Genomic DNA, 16561 nt, shown 5'->3' with positions numbered 1-16561 from the left:
GCACAAAAGACACCAGAAATATAAAAATAACGCACCATATTGGAACAATAATAATGTCTTTTGCTAAAATTTATACGCGAGGCTTGCTGGGCCTGCATGCGCCTTTAATTGAAGTCGAAGTTCATGTCAGTTCGGGTATGCCTTCACTCACTATAGTGGGGCTTCCCGAAGCAGCGGTACGTGAAAGTAAAGACCGGGTACGCTCTGCCATTTTGAATAGCGGCTTTCAATTTCCGACCAAACGTCTGACCATTAATCTGGCGCCAGCAGATCTACCGAAAGATGGATCACGTCTGGATTTACCGATTGCATTAGGCATTTTAGTCGCTTCAGGCCAGCTGCCTGAAGATTGTACTGAGCATCTTGAATTTATTGGAGAATTGGCCCTCGATGGTCAATTACGTCCTGTCAGCGGCACCTTAAGTATTGCCATTGCCTGTCAAAGTGACCAGCATCAACTGATTTTGCCTGGCCCCAATGCACAGGAAGCCTGTCAGCTCCCAGACTTTAAAGTCTTTGCAGCCAATCATTTAAAAGAAGTGTGTGAACATCTTTCCCAAGCGCAGCGCTTACCGCAAATAGAAGCCAGTCCACTCAATACAGACCATTTTTATAAGTTTGATCTGGCGGATGTAAAAGGACAATTACGACCACGGCGTGGCTTGGAAATTGCTGCGGCAGGTGGTCATTCCCTGCTGTTTCGAGGCCCACCCGGAACAGGCAAGACCTTGCTGGCTTCTCGATTGGCCAATATTTTGCCGCCCTTAAAGACGCAGGAAAATCTGGAAGTGGCCAGTATTTATTCGGTGGCGAATGCCAATCACCCTTTTGGACAACGGCCGTTTCGAGCACCACACCATACTGCTTCTGCGGTGGCATTGGTCGGTGGCGGCTCACACCCCAAGCCAGGAGAAATTACCCTGGCACATTTAGGGGTTTTATTTCTGGACGAACTGCCTGAATTCGACCGCAAAGTGCTGGAGGTTCTACGTCAGCCTTTGGAAGCCAAGGAAATCGTCATTTCCCGGGCATCACGCCAAATTACCTTTCCGGCTAATTTCCAGTTGGTGGCTGCCATGAATCCATGTCCATGTGGGTATGCATTCAATCAAGATATCCGCTGCCAATGTTCACCCGAAAGTATTAAACGCTATCAGAACCGGATTTCAGGCCCGTTGCTGGATCGGATTGATTTGCATATTGATGTACCGCCATTACAAGCGCATGAATTACAGGACAATCGACCTACAGAAAACTCAGAAACGGTTAGACAACGCGTCATTGCAGCCTATGAAATTCAGATGCAACGGCAAAATACCTTGAATATGAGTTTGAGTCCAAAGCAGTTAGAGCAATATGCCGCATTAGATCAGTCTGCTCAGAATATGCTTGAAATGGCTCAGCAAAAACTGAATTTATCAGCGCGCGGCTATCATCGGGTCTTGCGTGTTGCACGCACCATTGCCGATTTAAATCAAAGTCCAGATATTCAAAGTCAGCATCTTTCGGAGGCCCTGTCTTATCGCGGGCAGCAGCAGATTTAGATCATTAAAAAAAGGCGACCTAAGGTCGCCTTTTTATCTAAAGAGGATTAGAAGCTATAAGCGAGTCCAAATACGACTTTATTCTTTTGTTTTTCATCAAAACGATCATAACCACCCAAGATATAATTCATGCTTGCAGTTACACCTGTGTCACCAAGTGGCTTGCTTAAACCGATGTCAAAATGACGGAAACCAAAACTTTCTGTAGTTCCTTCAATAAAGTCACCTGATTTTTCATAAGCGTATAAGCCTAAAGCTGTATCCAAGCTGAAATCTTGTGGTAAAGCATAGCTATAAGTAGCTTTTAAATAGGTATCACCTGCATTGCCCCAAGTAGTATCTTCAAGAAGAGTTTGTGCTGTAACGCCCAAATCTTTATAGCTCATACCCAGTAACAGCTCAAATCCATCAGAATTGACATCAGATTCATAATAATAATAGTAGGTCGTACCGATCGTTAAACCTAAGTCATCATTGACTGCATGGCTATAGCCAGCATAGAAGTTATTTTCGAAAGCATCACGTCCTTCTTCAGACAAAGGGTAATCTAGCGTAGATCCCCACCAACCTGCATAGAAGCCAGACGCATGGTTATAATCAAGTCCACCTTGTAAGGTAGCGCCGCTATTTTCAGGAATGTTAGTAATACCACGCAAGTTATAGCTCGAAAGTACGCTGATATTTCCAGATACCGTATGTTCAGCAACAGGTTCTTCAGCAAAAGTAAAAGAAGATACAGCGCCCAATAAAGCAAGAGATAATACTTTTAATGTTAATTTCATTGTGTGGCTCCCCCCAGATCGTCTGAGACGTTTTTATGATCATTGATTAAACTCAAGCTCAAAATTTGCAAGAGCTATGCCAATCTGGATAGAAGGAACCAAAATAATAAATCTAAAAAGATAAATAAAATTTAAGTTATTGTTTTTAATTTAAAATTTAAACTATAAAAAACTAAATTATCTAGGCTTTCTATTAAATAAATGTATTTGAGGGTATTTCACCACTTTTTTAATACTTATACATAATCATTTACAATTTGCCCCATTTTGATTCCATTTTTAGAATGAATAAAATTTGTGCTAAAAAATAGTGCGTAAATTTTGATCAAATTTTTGTACGTTCTAAAATAAATAAGCTGCTCACATTCATTTCACCACTTTATAAATATCATTTATACTTTCCAATAAAATTATGTTTTTACTCAATTTTTACCGATAGGTTAGAAATTAATCACCTCAAATCCTTGCTATTGTTTAATTTGAGTTAAAAAAATCTAAACTTTAGTGGAATATATCCAATAAAAAATGACATTTTTTCAGCAATTCTTATACAATTCCTAAAAAATTCCGATCAATTTGTATAAGGCTCTCTTCCCAATGCAAAATTCAAAAAAATTAACATTAGCAGTTTTGATTCAGGCTGCTTTGGTTTCTACCGCTTTCGCTAGCGAGCAAAGCGAATCGAAAGGTTTTGTAGAAGACGCAGAAGGTTCTGTACTTTTCCGTACCGGCTATTTGCACCGCGATAAAACAAACTATAACGACAATCAAACCGGTGCACGTGAAGTTGTTAATGATACAAGTTCAGCTGCTCAGACTGCGATCGTTAAATTAGACTCTGGTTTTACCAAAGGTGTAGTCGGCTTTGGTGCCGGTATTATCGGTGATGCATCTTTCAAATTGGGTGAAAATGCACATGCCGGTAATGACATGATTCCTCAACATCCGGATGGTTCAGCTTATGATCATTGGGCACGTGGCGGCGCATATGTAAAAGCACGTGTTTCAAACACGACTGCGACTTACGGTACTCAGGTTTTAGACTTACCTGTACTTGCAAGCAATACTGCGCGTTTAGTACCTGAATACTTTACAGGTGTATTGGTTGAAAGTAATGAAATCGAAAACTTAAGCCTCGTTGCTGGTAAATTTACTGAAAACCAGCGTTCAAGCCAGATCAAATCTGATGGTAATGAATTGGATCGCGCAGTAGTTTGGGGTGCAAAATACAAATTTAATGATGCAGTTAATGCTTCTTATTATGGTACAGACATTAAAGACCGCCTAGAGCGTCATTATGTCAATGCCAATTATAGTTATGCATTGGCGAATGGTAGTACTTTAACTCATGACTTTAGTGGCTATCATACTGATTGGGATAAAAAATCCGACGTCAGTGCATATACATACTCACATACAACTGATGACTTTAATAACTTAAGCAACAATATTTGGGCAATTTCTACGACCTATAATAAAGGCCCACACAATGTCATGCTTGCTTACCAACAAAATACGGGTAATACAGGTTATGACTATGGTTTAGGTAAAGGTGTAGGTGATGGTCATCAAACCATTTATATGCCGAACTCATACCTGTCTGACTTCATTGGTAATGATGAAAAATCAGCACAGCTTCAATACACTTATGATTTCGGTGCAATGAATGTTCCTGGCCTATCTTGGACTTCTGCATTTGTTTATGGTTGGGATATTGATGTTGCTAATCAAAATGATCGCTCTCAATTAATCACTAGTGATGCTCAAGAACGTGAATTCTTTAATCAGGTAAAATATACAGTTCAATCTGGTTTTGCTAAAGATACCAGCTTACGTGTACGTCACTCATACTACCGTGCGAGTGATGAATACCAATACGGAAACTACATTGGTGACACTAATGAATGGCGTATCTGGTTAGACATTCCTGTGAAATTATTCTAATTCACTTGAGTTTCAAGCCATAAAAAAACCTGCACATTGTGCAGGTTTTTTTATTCCAGGCTTTAAAAAGTTAAAACCTGAACGATAAAAAGCAATTATTTATTTGCTTCTGCATAAGCAGCAATTGAGTCCAGTACTTCTTGTTTCGCAACATCAGCACCTTCCCAACCACTCAGCTTGACCCATTTGCCTGGCTCAAGATCTTTGTAATGCTGAAAGAAATGTTCGATCTGGCTGATCAACAATGGAGGAAGATCAGTATATTCCTGAACATCTTTGTAGATTGGAGTCAGCTTGTCATGTGGAACTGCAACCAGTTTCGCATCAACACCACCATCATCTTCCATGTTCAATTTACCGACAGGACGACAACGAATTACAGAACCTGGCTCTACTGGATGAGGTGTTACCACCAGTACGTCTAATGGGTCACCATCAAGCGATAGTGTGTTTGGTACATAACCGTAGTTTGCTGGGTAGAACATTGCTGTACCCATGAAACGGTCTACAAATAACGCATCAGAATCTTTATCGATTTCGTATTTGATTGGTGCTGCATTTGCAGGAATTTCGATGATCACATAGATATCGTTTGGCGCATCTTTACCCGCTGGGATATTGCTGTAGCTCATAGCATCACTCTTTAACAAGTTATATCTTTTAAAAAACCGCGATAATTATAACGGTTTTTAAAGATTTTTTTGGATTTTAAAATATCGAACTGTAAATATGTCCGCTGACTTGATGACTTAAACCAACTTGATGATCAGCAGCAATAAAGCCACCGGACATAACATCGAGAGTAACCATACGATGGAGCGTAAAGTCGCCCAGTTGGCCAAATAGCAGATTCCGTACAACACACGAAAAACCAGATAAGCCACACCAAAAGTCATGACCACATATTGCTGCACCACCATGTACTCTGCCATCAAGATCGCAGCAATAAAGAGTGGTAAACTTTCAAAGCTGTTCTGCTGGGCAGCATTGGCGCGACTGGCCAAGCCTGAAGACTTTTCTAAAAATGCCCGTGGGTTCTGATTGTCTTTGCTGCTGAAGCCTGCTGATTTTTTTGCAATCAATGTAAACACATAAGGCAAAAGACAAGCGGCCAAAATGAGATAAATAATCCCACTAATGCTGTGCATCTGTTTTTTCTCATGAAAATTTTATCTCTATCATAGCATGGCATTTCGTGAATAAATTTTGTTAAATAGAGTGCTTTTTATTACTTGTTAAGGATTCACTATGGTCGCGCCTGATCAAAATGAAATGTTCGATGTCCTCGAGAAACAACGCCAGCATCAACGTCAAGTGGATCGCGTATTAAAAATTGTCCTGCCGATTGTGGCATTTCTGATGGCTGTCATTTGTGCCAATATGAATATCTGGTCACCAATCTTCACCTTTGCCATTTTATGGATTGCCTTTTATTTCGTCGGTATCAAGCGTATGCCTCTCTGGCACTGGCTGGTCGCGATTCTGGTGTATTGCTTGGTCGATAACATTCTAAGTTATGGCAGCTTTAATCAAACCGGGTTTACTCGCCAGTTTGGCACCATGTTTATCTTCTTGGGAGTAGTTGGTGTAGGTCGTCCTTATTTTGATCGCTGGTTAATGAAAAAATAAAAAGTCCAAATCAAAAAAAGCGCCTGACGGCGCTTTTTTTTCTTATAGGTATTAGGCTGTTTTACGTAAATCTTTACGCAGGATTTTACCTACGTTTGATTTTGGCAATTCATCCATAAACTCGACATAACGTGGACGTTTATAACCGGTCAGGTTTTCTTTAGCGAATGCTAAAACTTCTTCTGTGGTTAAAGACGGATCTTTTTTCACGACAAACAGTTTTGGCACTTCACCCGATTTTTCATCTGGCACACCAATCGCAGCCACTTCCAGTACTTTTGGATGAGTTGCTACAACTTCTTCAATTTCAGATGGATAGACGTTAAAACCAGACACTAAAATCATGTCTTTCTTACGGTCTACAATTTTCACATAACCACGTGAATCCATGACACCGATATCACCGGTACGGAAGAAGCCATTCACCATGACTTTTTCAGTTTCATCCGGACGGTTCCAATAGCCTTTCATGACCTGAGGACCACGGATTGAAATTTCACCTTGCTCACCCAGTGGAACTTCATTGCCTTCATCATCCAGAATAGCCACTTCAGTCAATGGTAATGGAATACCAATAGTGCCACTGAATTCTTCAGACGCAGGTGGGTTTGCTGTTGCCACCGGAGAAGTTTCAGACAAACCATAGCCTTCAACGATATTGGTTCCGGTAACTTTCTTCCATGCTGCTGCAGTAGAAGGAAGTACGGCCATACCGCCGCCCATCGCCATTTTCAGTTTACTATGATCAAGTTGCTTAAACTCTTCATTGTTTACCAGCGCATTGAACAGTGTATTCACTGCCGGGAAGAAAGTCGGTTGATATTTACGTAGTTCTTTCATCACCGCAGGTAAATCACGCGGGTTTGGAATCAGAACGTTCGCCTGACCTTTGTACATACCGTAAAGTGCGCATACCATGAATGCAAAGATATGATAAAGCGGCAAGGCACAGAAAATACGGTCATCTGGCTGACCATCTTGCGCACCAAATTTACTCTGGAAGATGCCGTCACACTGCAACATGTTCGCAACCAGGTTACGATGTGTCAGTTCAGCACCTTTAGATACACCCGTCGTACCACCTGTGTATTGAAGAACTGCTGTATCACTAAGGGTCAATTCAGGGCGTTTATAGTTACTTGGATTAACTTTAGATAACGCCGCATTAAATCTCACATGGCCTGGAATATCCCAAGCTGGAATTTGCTTGCGCACAGAACGCAAGACAAAATTTACCAAAGTTCCTTTCAAGGCACCCAGCATGTCACCGACAGAAGCGACCACGACATGCTTCACTGGTGTTTTACCAATAATCGCTTGATAAACAGAAGCAAAGTTCTCAATAATCACCAGCACTTCAGCGCCAGAGTCATTTAATTGATGCTCAAGTTCACGCGATGTGTAGAGTGGATTCACGTTGACCAGTACCAAACCTGCGCGGAACACCCCAAGTGCCACAACCGGATACTGAAGAACGTTTGGCATCATCACTGCCACACGTGAACCTTTTGCCAACCCCAAGCTTTGTAGATAAGTTGCAAACTTACGGCTCGCCTCTTCCAATTCATTGAAAGTCATGGCCTTATCCATAAAGATAAAGGCATCACGCGAGCCGAATTTTTGGAAATTACGCTCAAAAATATCTACTAGAGAAGTATTTTCTGCTGGTAATTCTACTGTTTCTGGAATCCCTGTTTTTTGGTATTCAGCAAACCAAATTTTTTCCATAATGGCCATCTCTCCAATCATAATCCTTAGTATTTCAACTGTTTTTTTCAATATCACACGCCATTTTTAGACTTGTATATGTGCGATATTGCATCCATCTTGTTGAATCGTTGTTCATATATAACGTATTTCGCAAGATGGATGCTAGTCTTATCTTTGAATCAACAGTTTATTTGCTTTTTGATATCCGCGTGGTAAAAGCTGTCCTTTTGCACCGCGCTTACCGATATATTTGCGCAAATCATCCCCTTTTAATTTTAACTGCTGTTGTCCTGCAAGCACTTGAATTATTTCATCAAGCTTGAATATTGTCATGGACAAAACTTGATCACCATCTTCAAGTTGTATCAATTTATTTCCTTTACCTTTGTTCAATACAGGTAATTCTGCTAAATCGATAATCAACAGGCGTCCTGCTGAACTGAGCAGTGCAACATGCGTGACATCATCGAGTGGCTGCAGGTTCATGACCTCTGCCCCTTCAGATAAATTCAAGAAAGCTTTCCCGGCTTTGGCACTGGTATCCAGCTGCTTGGCCTGGGTTTTAAAGCCATAACCTTTGTTGCTTGCTGCTAGAATTTCAGTTTCATCCTCTGCCACCAGAACCTGTTTAAAACCCACCCCGCTGCCAGGAGACAGTTTTGAACTGAGCGGCTCACCGAGACCACGTGCGGATGGCAATGTGTTGATGGCCAAGGCATAGCTACGGCCAGTGTCATCTAATACATAAACGCGTTGATTGGATTTGCCCTGTGCATGACTCAAGTACTGATCACCCGCACGGAAATTCAGATTTTCTGCATCGACTTCATGACCTTTGGCACAGCGAATCCAGCCAGCTTCTGATAACACCACCGTTACCGGATCGGCCGGCAACATTTCAGTTTCATTAATTGCAGCAGCTTCGGCACGTTGTACGATTGGCGAACGGCGATCATCACCAAATTTCTTGGCATCGTCTTTCAGTTCAGAAATGATCAGGCTTTTTAAAGATTCTGGATTGGCCAGTTGTTCACGAATTACTGCCGCTTTTGCTTCCAGTTCTTCCTGCTCACGGCGCATTTCCATTTCTTCAAGCTTGGCTAAATGACGCAATTTTAGTTCTAGAATCGCTTCGGCCTGAATCTCGTCAATATTAAAACGCTGCATCAGTACCGGCTTGGGCTGATCTTCTTCACGAATAATCTGAATCACTTCGTCAATATTCAGATAAGCAATGATCAGACCGCCGAGAATATGTAGGCGTTTTTCGATCTTGTTCAGATGATATTGCAGACGGCGTGTTACCGTGGTTTTACGGATTTCAATCCATTCCAGCAAAATACGACGAATTGATTTCACCTGTGGACGGCCATCGGCACCAATCATGTTCATATTGACACGATAACTGGATTCCAGATCGGTGGTGGCAAACAAGTGACTCATCACCGATTCGGCATCAATACGATTCGAACGCAGAACAATGACTAAACGGGTTGGATTGGCATGATCCGATTCATCCCGTACATCACTGACCAGTGGCAGTTTTTTGGCCTGCATCTGATCGGCAATCTGGGTGATGATTTTGGAGCCTGAGACCTGATATGGCAGTTCGGTGATGATAATTTCGTTTTTATCGACGCTATAGACCGCACGCATGCGATAACTGCCACGACCTGTGGTCTGAATTTTTAACAGTTCAGCAGGCGGGGTGATAATTTCGGCTTTGGTCGGCAAGTCTGGCGCAGGAATATATTCTGCGATTTTTTCATCGGTCAGGTTCGGATTACGAATTAGCGCAATCGTCCCTTTGACCACTTCACGCAGGTTATGCGGTGGAATGTCTGTGGCCATACCGACAGCAATACCAGTGGTGCCATTCAGCAAGATGTTCGGTACACGTGCCGGCAAGTTCACCGGTTCTTTCATCGAACCGTCAAAGTTGTCCTGCCATTCACAGGTGCCCTGTCCCAGTTCAGACAGTAATAGTTCACTGTACTGGGAAAGCTTGGCTTCGGTATAACGCATCGCTGCGAAAGACTTTGGATCATCTGGTGAACCCCAGTTGCCCTGCCCTTCAATAAACGGGTAACGATAACTAAAGGGCTGTGCCATCAGCACCATGGCTTCATAACAGGCCGAGTCACCATGCGGATGGTATTTACCCAGTACGTCACCGACTGTACGTGCCGATTTCTTTGGTTTGCTGGTCCATTTCAGGCCCAGCTCACTCATGGCATAGACAATCCGGCGCTGTACCGGTTTCAGGCCATCGCTAATATGAGGGAGTGCCCGATCCATAATCACGTACATGGCGTAATTCAGATAAGCTTGTTCGGTAAATTCTGCTACGGAGCGGTTTTCTGTCGCATGATGCGCAAGGCTTGTCATAACAACCTATAGTCCTAAATAATTCGTTTTTGTATCAATGTTTCTTATGCTAAGTCGTGGCTGTAGATGACACAAGGGCATCAAATCGTTCAGCGCGACAATTTGTGTCTTATGGCCTAAAAATATCCACTTTATAGGCCCTAAGCAACTAAAAAATCATTCCCTTTATAAGCCCATCGATTCGAGGGTCTTGCCTTTGGTTTCTTCACCCAGGACCAGAATCACAATCGCGACAGCGACCAGAACTGCCGTAAACATGGTAAAGACATAGCTAAAGCCATTCGGCATACCCATCAGATGGGTTACAGCAAAAGGTGCCGCGATACCGCCAATCCGGCCAACAGCCCCGGCCCAGCCTGAACCAAAGGCACGGATATTGGTCGGATATTGTTCCGGCGTATAAGTATAGAGTACGCCCCAGGCACCCAGATTAAAGAAGGACATCAGACAGCCCCAAATCACGATTTCAGTAACACTACCCGACTGACCAAAGAAATAAGCAGAAATCGCGCACATGCCAATAAAGCCGGCCAGAGTCGGCTTACGACCGAGTTTTTCGACCAGCCATGCCGCCACCAGATAACCGGGCAACTGCGCCAGAATCATAATCAGCACATATTCAAAAGACTGGACAATGCTATAGCCTTCTTTGACCAGTAAACTTGGCAACCAGGTAAAGATGCCATAATAGGAAAAGATAATACCGAACCAGATCAGCCAGAGCATAAGCGTACGGCGCGCAAAGATACCCGACCATAACTGGGAAAATGAAATATTCTGCTTCTCTGCGACCGGTTTCACTTCAAAAATTTCATAGACTTGAACGCCACATTGACGCTCAATCTTTTTCACCAGTGCCGAAGCTTCCTCTATACGGCCACGGTTAATCAGGAAAGGAATAGATTCCGGCACCATTTTCCAGATCACGATGGCATACAGCGCAGGCAGGCCACCAATCATGAAAGCGGTTTGCCAGCCAAAATCAGGAATGACAAAGCGCGATACCAGCGCCGCGACCAGCCAGCCCAGCCCCCAAAAACTTTCCAGCAAGACAATAAAACGGCCACGTACATGCGCAGGAATATATTCACTGACCAGCGTTACGGCCACGGGTAGCTGACCACCCAAGCCCAAACCGACGATAAAACGGAATACCAGCAGCCAGGTCAGATCCGGTGCAAAAGCACAAGCTGCAGTGGCCAGGCTATAAATGACCAGGGTCGCAGCAAAGACTGTTTTACGGCCAAAACGGTCTGCCAGGCCACCTGAACAAATCGCCCCGATCGCCATGCCGACAAAACCGATCGACACCACCCAGCTTTTTTGATCGGCAGTCATCTGCCAGTCTTCAGCCATTTTTGCCAGGATAAAGGAAATCAATCCGGTATCCATCGCATCAAACATCCAGCCCAGTCCAATCACCACCAGCAAGGTGTAGTGAAACCTACCAATCGGTAAGCGTTGTATGCGAGAAACTAAATCCATAACAAAAATCTCTGATCAGGTGGAACGGGAGATGCTGCTTTCTCAACAGGTGGGCTGCTTTATATTTTTTATACTACGAATTGAGCTGAATGCGGCTATTTTTATTGCCGCACTTTATACATTTAAAAATCAAGATTCGTCTTTGGAAGATGCCGAGTGCTCATCATCATCTTTATAAATGAATTTTGGCATTTCCAGACCAAAATAGATGGCGATTAGACGTAAGCTAAAACCAAAAATCAGGGTAGACAAAATGGTCAGATCCTGCGACAAGCCGTAGTGGCTACAGAGCCAGTAAAAGATCACTGAAACAAAGGCAATACTGGCATACAGTTCACGGCGGAACACCAGCGGCACGTCATTACATAAAATGTCACGCAAAATCCCGCCAGACACACCGGTCAAGACACCCGCAACGGCGCTGACCACAAAACCATGTCCCATTTCCAGGGCAATCTGACAGCCAATAATGGTAAAGCCAATCAGGCCCAAGGCATCCAGCACCAGGAAGACATTACGTAACTGTCGCATCCATTTGGCAATCAGGATAGTGACGAAGGCTGCGCAACAGGTCAGCACCAGATATTCGGGATGTTTGACCCAGGTCAGGGGATAATGTCCGAGCAGAACATCGCGGACCGAACCACCACCCAGTGCAGTAACACAGGCAATAATCATCACGCCAAACCAGTCCATGCTGCGCCGGCCAGCGGACAGTGCCCCGGTCATGGCTTCAGCGGTAATTGCAATAATATAGATGACGGTCAGTAACATCGCCCTGCTTCCACCTGAGGCTTTGAGATGGCGGCTATTCTAAGCTAAATCTGTGTGAAAGTTATAAGAATCCGGCACAACATTGCTTAAATTTTTTACCTGAACCACAAATACAGGGCTGTTTCATGCCGAGGGTCTGATCCGTGGTCGGATCCAGGAAATACCAGCGACCTTCCAGCTTCACAAAATGTGAAACTTCATGATGTATCTGTGCCTGCTTACCATCATGATAATGAGCCTTGAACTCAACCAATGCATGATTTTTATCTAATTTTTCATCGGCTTGAACTATCTCAAGCTTTAACCACTGATTGGCTTTGCTCCAATCGCTAATCGCCTGCAGGTCCAGTGCCTGTTGCTGACCCAGCGCGGTGGTGGTTTTGATGTAATCGATTTCATGCTTCGCGAAGGCACTATAACGGGAACGCATGAGTTGCTGCGCAGTCTCTGCGACCCGTTGTCCTGCATGTAAGGGCTGACAACAGCTGTGATATTCACCTTGTCCACATGGACATGCTTCTGACATTTCAGTTCCATAAAAATAGCCCGACAATGCGGGCTATTTTAGCAAATTTTTGCGTCCGAACCTTCGCTATAGTCTATTCCTGCACAGGAAGCGGAATGATATGCACTTTATCGATCTTATGGCCGTCCATGGTGACCACTTCAAAGATATGTCCATCTGCTTCAAATTTTTCACCACTATGCGGTAAACGTGCTATATGGAATAATACATAACCGGACAGGGTGGAATATTCTTCAGTTTCATTGACCAGATCACGATCCAGCAATAAGGAAACATGACGGATGTCGGTCGAACCATCCAGAATCAGGCTGCCATCTTCCAGACTTTCTGCAGCAGCTTGCAGCTCATCTTCATCCGGGAATTCACCGGCAATTGCTTCAAGAATATCAATTGGGGTGGCAATCCCTTCAATTGAACCATATTCATTCAGGACAATTGCCATCTGCAATGGAGCCTGACGCAACTGTTCCATCACCATCAAGACCTGGGCATTTTCATGCACAATCACCGGTTCACGTAAGTGCTTTTCAAAATCCAGCACCCCGGTTTCAATGTATTCGTTGAGGACTTTATGGGTCAGTACCACACCGGCAATATTATCCAGTTCACCCCGGGCGATAATCAGACGCGAGTGGCTCATCTGCAATAACTGTTCTTTGATACTGTCAGCGTCATTGTCCAGATCAATCCATTCCAGTTCAGGACGTGGCGTCATTACCGACTTGACCGGACGTTCAGACAGACCCAGTACCCCCTGCACCATGACACTATGATAGATGCCATTGTCATCATTAAAGACTTCATCGGCAAAGGCACGTGTCGCCAGAACATCTTCCGGCTCAGAAGAATCATTGTCCTGAGCAGGTTTGCCGCCGAGCATGCGCATCACTGCTGAAGCAGTACGGTAGCGCATGTCGGTGGTGGTCACCATTTTTTCCTGATTGCGTTTCATGGTCTGGTTAATAAATTCGACAATCACCGAGAAGCCAATTGCAGCATACAGGTAACCTTTCGGAATATGGAAACCGAAGCCTTCGACCACCAGCGAGAAGCCGATCATCATCAGGAAGCCCAGACACAGAATCACCACGGTCGGATGTCTGTTGACGAAATCCATCAGAGCTTTGGATGCCCAGAGCATAATCCCGATGGCAATAATCACGGCAATCATCATCACTGACAGGTCTTTGACCATACCAACCGCAGTAATCACGCTGTCTAATGAGAATACGGCGTCCAGCACCACGATCTGGACAATCACCATCCAGAATACCGCATGGACCGGATTTTCTTCTTTGATGACGGGTTTGGCTTCCAGACGCTCATGCAGTTCCATGGTGCCTTTAAACAGCAGGAACACCCCACCAAACAATAGAATCAGATCGCGGCCCGAGAAAGCATGATCAAAGATGTGGAATAGTGGATCAGTGAGGGTCACTACCCAGGCAATCGAGGCCAGTAAGATCAAACGCATCAGCAGGGCCAGCATCAAGCCGACAATCCGCGCCGTATTACGTTGTTCTGGTGGCAGTTTCTCCGCCAAAATAGCAATGAAAACCAGATTGTCGATCCCGAGTACAATCTCAAGAACAATTAACGTGAGTAAACCGACCCAGGCTGAAGGGTCTGACATCCATTCAAAGATCATACGCTTGGCTCCTGAAGCTCAGGACTGCAGCATGGAATCACCTGACGCTGTGACACAGTAAAACAGAATTTTTTATATTGAATAAGATCAATTATTTGGCGTAGATTTATAAAGTTAAACGGCCAACTACCACTACCCATCGTCGTTCTATTGTTGTGAAACCAATTTTCAGTATATCAAGATCAATTTGAAATTCACCTGTTTTCATAGCTGTTTATCGATGAATTTTGCTGAGCCCTATTGCAGTGAAAATGTCCCTGCTCACAGAATTGTCATATTTGTTAATTAAGCTATAGTCACAAGAAAGAAAAATGATAAGGTGAAGAAAATAAATGCAAAGCGTAATTCAAATGACAGATTATTTTAAAGAAAACTCCCCAAAAACAACACGCCCTCTAGTGGCTCTCTATTGTGGTTCACGTGCAGGCAACAAACCAGTTTATTTAGAAAAAGCCATTCATCTCTCGCAAGGACTGGCAGAACATGGTTTCGGGCTGGTTTACGGTGGCGCCAGTATTGGCTTGATGGGACAGGTCGCGGATGCCATGATCCAGCATGGCGGTGAAGCTGTAGGGGTGATTCCTGAATTTATGCTGGATTATGAAATTGCCCATAACCAGCTCACCGAATTACATGTGGTGACCAGCATGCATCAACGCAAGGCTATGATGGCCGAGCGGGCCTGTGCCTTTGTGGCATTACCGGGTGGACTGGGCACGTTTGAGGAAATTCTGGAAATTGCCACTTGGGGTCAGCTAAACCAGCACCAGAAACCGATGATGCTCTATAACGTGAATGGCTTCTATGATGCCTTGATTGCGCAGCTGGACCGCGCCGTTGAAGATGGTTTTTTACCGCCACAGCATCGTGCCAAACTGATCATTTGTGAACACGAAGAAGAAATTTATACGACTTTAACCAATTTAGGCCATCCGCAAAGATTTGTAGTCTAAGCTTCTCAAGCAATAAAAAAGCGAGCACCTAGCTCGCTTTTTTATTGGATTTTTAATATCAGGTCTTATTGACCATAATTCGTCACAAACTCATAAAACATCGGCAAAGTCGTTGCCAGAATGACCGACATAGCCAGACCGAACATCAGTTTCATGGCATCTGCACTGACATTGCGTGACGTACGATGTTTATTGACTTCATCCAGAATCATCGACATGGCAAATTCACGACCTGCAAGTAATCCCAGGAATACCCAAGTGGTACTCATTGGAATATTGCTCCACTCTTTGAAGATCAACAGGATAATGGCATACAGGAAGTCGATAATCGTCGCAGCACGAATGTCGGTCACACCGGTTTTGGTATCGACAATTTTCTGGATGGCCCCACCACGTTGATACAGAATCACGCCCAGCAACACTACGAATACCGCAATCGCAAACATCAGGAATTCAAACGGTACCTGACGCGGCACATACACGAAGATGTTGGCCAGATCCTGAATCAGCCATTGGCTCCACAGGAAACCGGTAGATACCCACTGCAAGCCCATCCAGACCTTGGAGTGTTCCTGATGACGTGTCTTGGCAAAATGGCGTGCCAGCTGCTTGACCACAAAACGATAGATGACAATCGCCACCACAAAGGCCACCGCATAGCCCATCATCGATTTGACCATCATCGAGCCTAAGCTGGCGGGAGAGAAAATCGTAAGCACCAGGAAAGTGGTACTGACTGGAATCCCGTATTTGGTCAGCATCAACAGCAGAATTGGCGGCACAATGTACAGCCAGGTAATGCCACCTTCAGGGAAAGGAATCGTTTCTAAACGACCGTATGAGGCATCACCCACCCCAGATGCATACCAACCATAGACCAATACGACAATTAAAATTGAGCTGATATAAATCCACAATACCCACCATGGGCGATGTGAATTCGAAGAAATAAATGTCCCTAAGGTTTGAGGTACATCATTTCCGACAATAGAGTAAGCGGCCAAACAGAAGCCGATCACCATCAAAATCTCGATTGTCATAAAAACAAACCTATACGCGAGGAGATTTCAGCAGTGCTGAAAAGTTGGCCCAAGATTATGACGGTTTTATTTCATTTTAATGACAAGACTGTCATATATATGGTCACCTTACAAAAAAGAGCACCGAAGTGCCCTGAA

The 16561-nt window shown here is 44.0% G+C and carries 14 protein-coding genes; 4 read left to right on the top strand and 10 right to left on the bottom strand.

All coding sequences use genetic code 11. The features are described 5' to 3' along the window. Positions 1-53 precede the first annotated feature (53 nt). Positions 54-1544, top strand: coding sequence for a YifB family Mg chelatase-like AAA ATPase (locus tag MTX11_RS00125; protein ID WP_243474066.1), 1491 nt, complete (start codon positions 54-56; stop codon positions 1542-1544). 47 nt (positions 1545-1591) lie between these two features. Here the strand turns inward: MTX11_RS00125 and MTX11_RS00120 are convergent, their stop codons facing one another. Beyond that, positions 1592-2326 (bottom strand): TorF family putative porin, encoded by a 735-nt coding sequence (locus tag MTX11_RS00120; protein ID WP_243474065.1) that lies wholly within the window; start codon positions 2324-2326, stop codon positions 1592-1594. A gap of 597 nt (positions 2327-2923) precedes the next feature. Between MTX11_RS00120 and MTX11_RS00115 the strand changes: the two genes are divergently transcribed. After that, positions 2924-4270 (top strand): OprD family outer membrane porin, encoded by a 1347-nt coding sequence (locus MTX11_RS00115; protein WP_243474064.1) that lies wholly within the window; start codon positions 2924-2926, stop codon positions 4268-4270. Between the two features lie 95 nt (positions 4271-4365). Here MTX11_RS00115 and ppa read toward each other — a convergent pair whose 3' ends face one another. Next, positions 4366-4902, bottom strand: coding sequence for an inorganic diphosphatase (ppa, locus tag MTX11_RS00110; RefSeq protein WP_004281037.1), 537 nt, complete (start codon positions 4900-4902; stop codon positions 4366-4368). Between the two features lie 117 nt (positions 4903-5019). Further along, positions 5020-5418, bottom strand: a complete 399-nt coding sequence (locus MTX11_RS00105; protein WP_243474063.1) for an MAPEG family protein — start codon at positions 5416-5418, stop codon at positions 5020-5022. A 100-nt stretch (positions 5419-5518) separates the two neighbouring features. On the opposite strand from MTX11_RS00105, the gene MTX11_RS00100 reads away from it, so the two are divergent. Beyond that, positions 5519-5899: a hypothetical protein gene (locus MTX11_RS00100; RefSeq protein WP_005108436.1), complete on the top strand. Its 381-nt coding sequence runs from the start codon at positions 5519-5521 to the stop codon at positions 5897-5899. Between the two features lie 51 nt (positions 5900-5950). Here the strand turns inward: MTX11_RS00100 and MTX11_RS00095 are convergent, their stop codons facing one another. The 6 genes from MTX11_RS00095 to MTX11_RS00070 all read right to left on the bottom strand — a co-directional run bounded on the left by MTX11_RS00095 (position 5951) and on the right by MTX11_RS00070 (position 14430). Next, positions 5951-7627: a long-chain-fatty-acid--CoA ligase gene (locus MTX11_RS00095; protein WP_004644897.1), complete on the bottom strand. Its 1677-nt coding sequence runs from the start codon at positions 7625-7627 to the stop codon at positions 5951-5953. Positions 7628-7777: 150 nt separating this feature from the next. Further along, positions 7778-9997, bottom strand: a complete 2220-nt coding sequence (parC, locus tag MTX11_RS00090; protein WP_243474062.1) for a DNA topoisomerase IV subunit A — start codon at positions 9995-9997, stop codon at positions 7778-7780. 165 nt (positions 9998-10162) lie between these two features. Then, positions 10163-11482, bottom strand: a complete 1320-nt coding sequence (gene niaP / locus MTX11_RS00085) for a niacin transporter NiaP (protein WP_243474061.1) — start codon at positions 11480-11482, stop codon at positions 10163-10165. Positions 11483-11611: 129 nt separating this feature from the next. Continuing rightward, the gene (locus MTX11_RS00080; RefSeq protein WP_004644893.1) at positions 11612-12256 is read right to left on the bottom strand and encodes a trimeric intracellular cation channel family protein; all 645 of its coding nucleotides are present in this window, start codon (positions 12254-12256) and stop codon (positions 11612-11614) included. A gap of 61 nt (positions 12257-12317) precedes the next feature. After that, complete coding sequence (locus tag MTX11_RS00075; protein WP_004644892.1) at positions 12318-12782, bottom strand: YchJ family protein; 465 nt, start codon at positions 12780-12782, stop codon at positions 12318-12320. Positions 12783-12855: 73 nt separating this feature from the next. Further along, a complete protein-coding gene (locus MTX11_RS00070; RefSeq protein WP_243474060.1) occupies positions 12856-14430 on the bottom strand; it encodes a TerC family protein in 1575 nt (524 codons plus the stop codon). Between the two features lie 332 nt (positions 14431-14762). Between MTX11_RS00070 and MTX11_RS00065 the strand changes: the two genes are divergently transcribed. Further along, the gene (locus MTX11_RS00065) at positions 14763-15383 is read left to right on the top strand and encodes an LOG family protein (protein WP_004281026.1); all 621 of its coding nucleotides are present in this window, start codon (positions 14763-14765) and stop codon (positions 15381-15383) included. A gap of 65 nt (positions 15384-15448) precedes the next feature. Here MTX11_RS00065 and MTX11_RS00060 read toward each other — a convergent pair whose 3' ends face one another. Continuing rightward, positions 15449-16423, bottom strand: a complete 975-nt coding sequence (locus MTX11_RS00060; RefSeq protein WP_004281025.1) for a hypothetical protein — start codon at positions 16421-16423, stop codon at positions 15449-15451. Between the last annotated feature and the right edge of the window lie 138 nt (positions 16424-16561).

Source organism: Acinetobacter lwoffii (assembly GCF_022809915.1).
In the GTDB taxonomy this organism is placed as follows: Bacteria; Pseudomonadota; Gammaproteobacteria; order Pseudomonadales; family Moraxellaceae; genus Acinetobacter; species Acinetobacter lwoffii_M.
The sequence above is the reverse complement of the archived record's forward strand: the minus strand, read 5'-3'. Positions and strand labels throughout refer to the sequence as shown.

Excerpts from the sequence above, each read along its gene's own strand:
- MTX11_RS00125 (WP_243474066.1), top strand. The coding sequence starts at position 54 with ATGTCTTTTGCTAAAATTTATACGCGAGGCTTGCTGGGCCTGCATGCG.
- MTX11_RS00120 (WP_243474065.1), bottom strand. The coding sequence starts at position 2,326 with ATGAAATTAACATTAAAAGTATTATCTCTTGCTTTATTGGGCGCTGTA.
- MTX11_RS00115 (WP_243474064.1), top strand. The coding sequence starts at position 2,924 with ATGCAAAATTCAAAAAAATTAACATTAGCAGTTTTGATTCAGGCTGCT.
- ppa (WP_004281037.1), bottom strand. The coding sequence starts at position 4,902 with ATGAGCTACAGCAATATCCCAGCGGGTAAAGATGCGCCAAACGATATC.
- MTX11_RS00105 (WP_243474063.1), bottom strand. The coding sequence starts at position 5,418 with ATGCACAGCATTAGTGGGATTATTTATCTCATTTTGGCCGCTTGTCTT.
- MTX11_RS00100 (WP_005108436.1), top strand. The coding sequence starts at position 5,519 with ATGGTCGCGCCTGATCAAAATGAAATGTTCGATGTCCTCGAGAAACAA.
- MTX11_RS00095 (WP_004644897.1), bottom strand. The coding sequence starts at position 7,627 with ATGGAAAAAATTTGGTTTGCTGAATACCAAAAAACAGGGATTCCAGAA.
- parC (WP_243474062.1), bottom strand. The coding sequence starts at position 9,997 with ATGACAAGCCTTGCGCATCATGCGACAGAAAACCGCTCCGTAGCAGAA.
- niaP (WP_243474061.1), bottom strand. The coding sequence starts at position 11,482 with ATGGATTTAGTTTCTCGCATACAACGCTTACCGATTGGTAGGTTTCAC.
- MTX11_RS00080 (WP_004644893.1), bottom strand. The coding sequence starts at position 12,256 with ATGTTACTGACCGTCATCTATATTATTGCAATTACCGCTGAAGCCATG.
- MTX11_RS00075 (WP_004644892.1), bottom strand. The coding sequence starts at position 12,782 with ATGTCAGAAGCATGTCCATGTGGACAAGGTGAATATCACAGCTGTTGT.
- MTX11_RS00070 (WP_243474060.1), bottom strand. The coding sequence starts at position 14,430 with ATGATCTTTGAATGGATGTCAGACCCTTCAGCCTGGGTCGGTTTACTC.
- MTX11_RS00065 (WP_004281026.1), top strand. The coding sequence starts at position 14,763 with ATGCAAAGCGTAATTCAAATGACAGATTATTTTAAAGAAAACTCCCCA.
- MTX11_RS00060 (WP_004281025.1), bottom strand. The coding sequence starts at position 16,423 with ATGACAATCGAGATTTTGATGGTGATCGGCTTCTGTTTGGCCGCTTAC.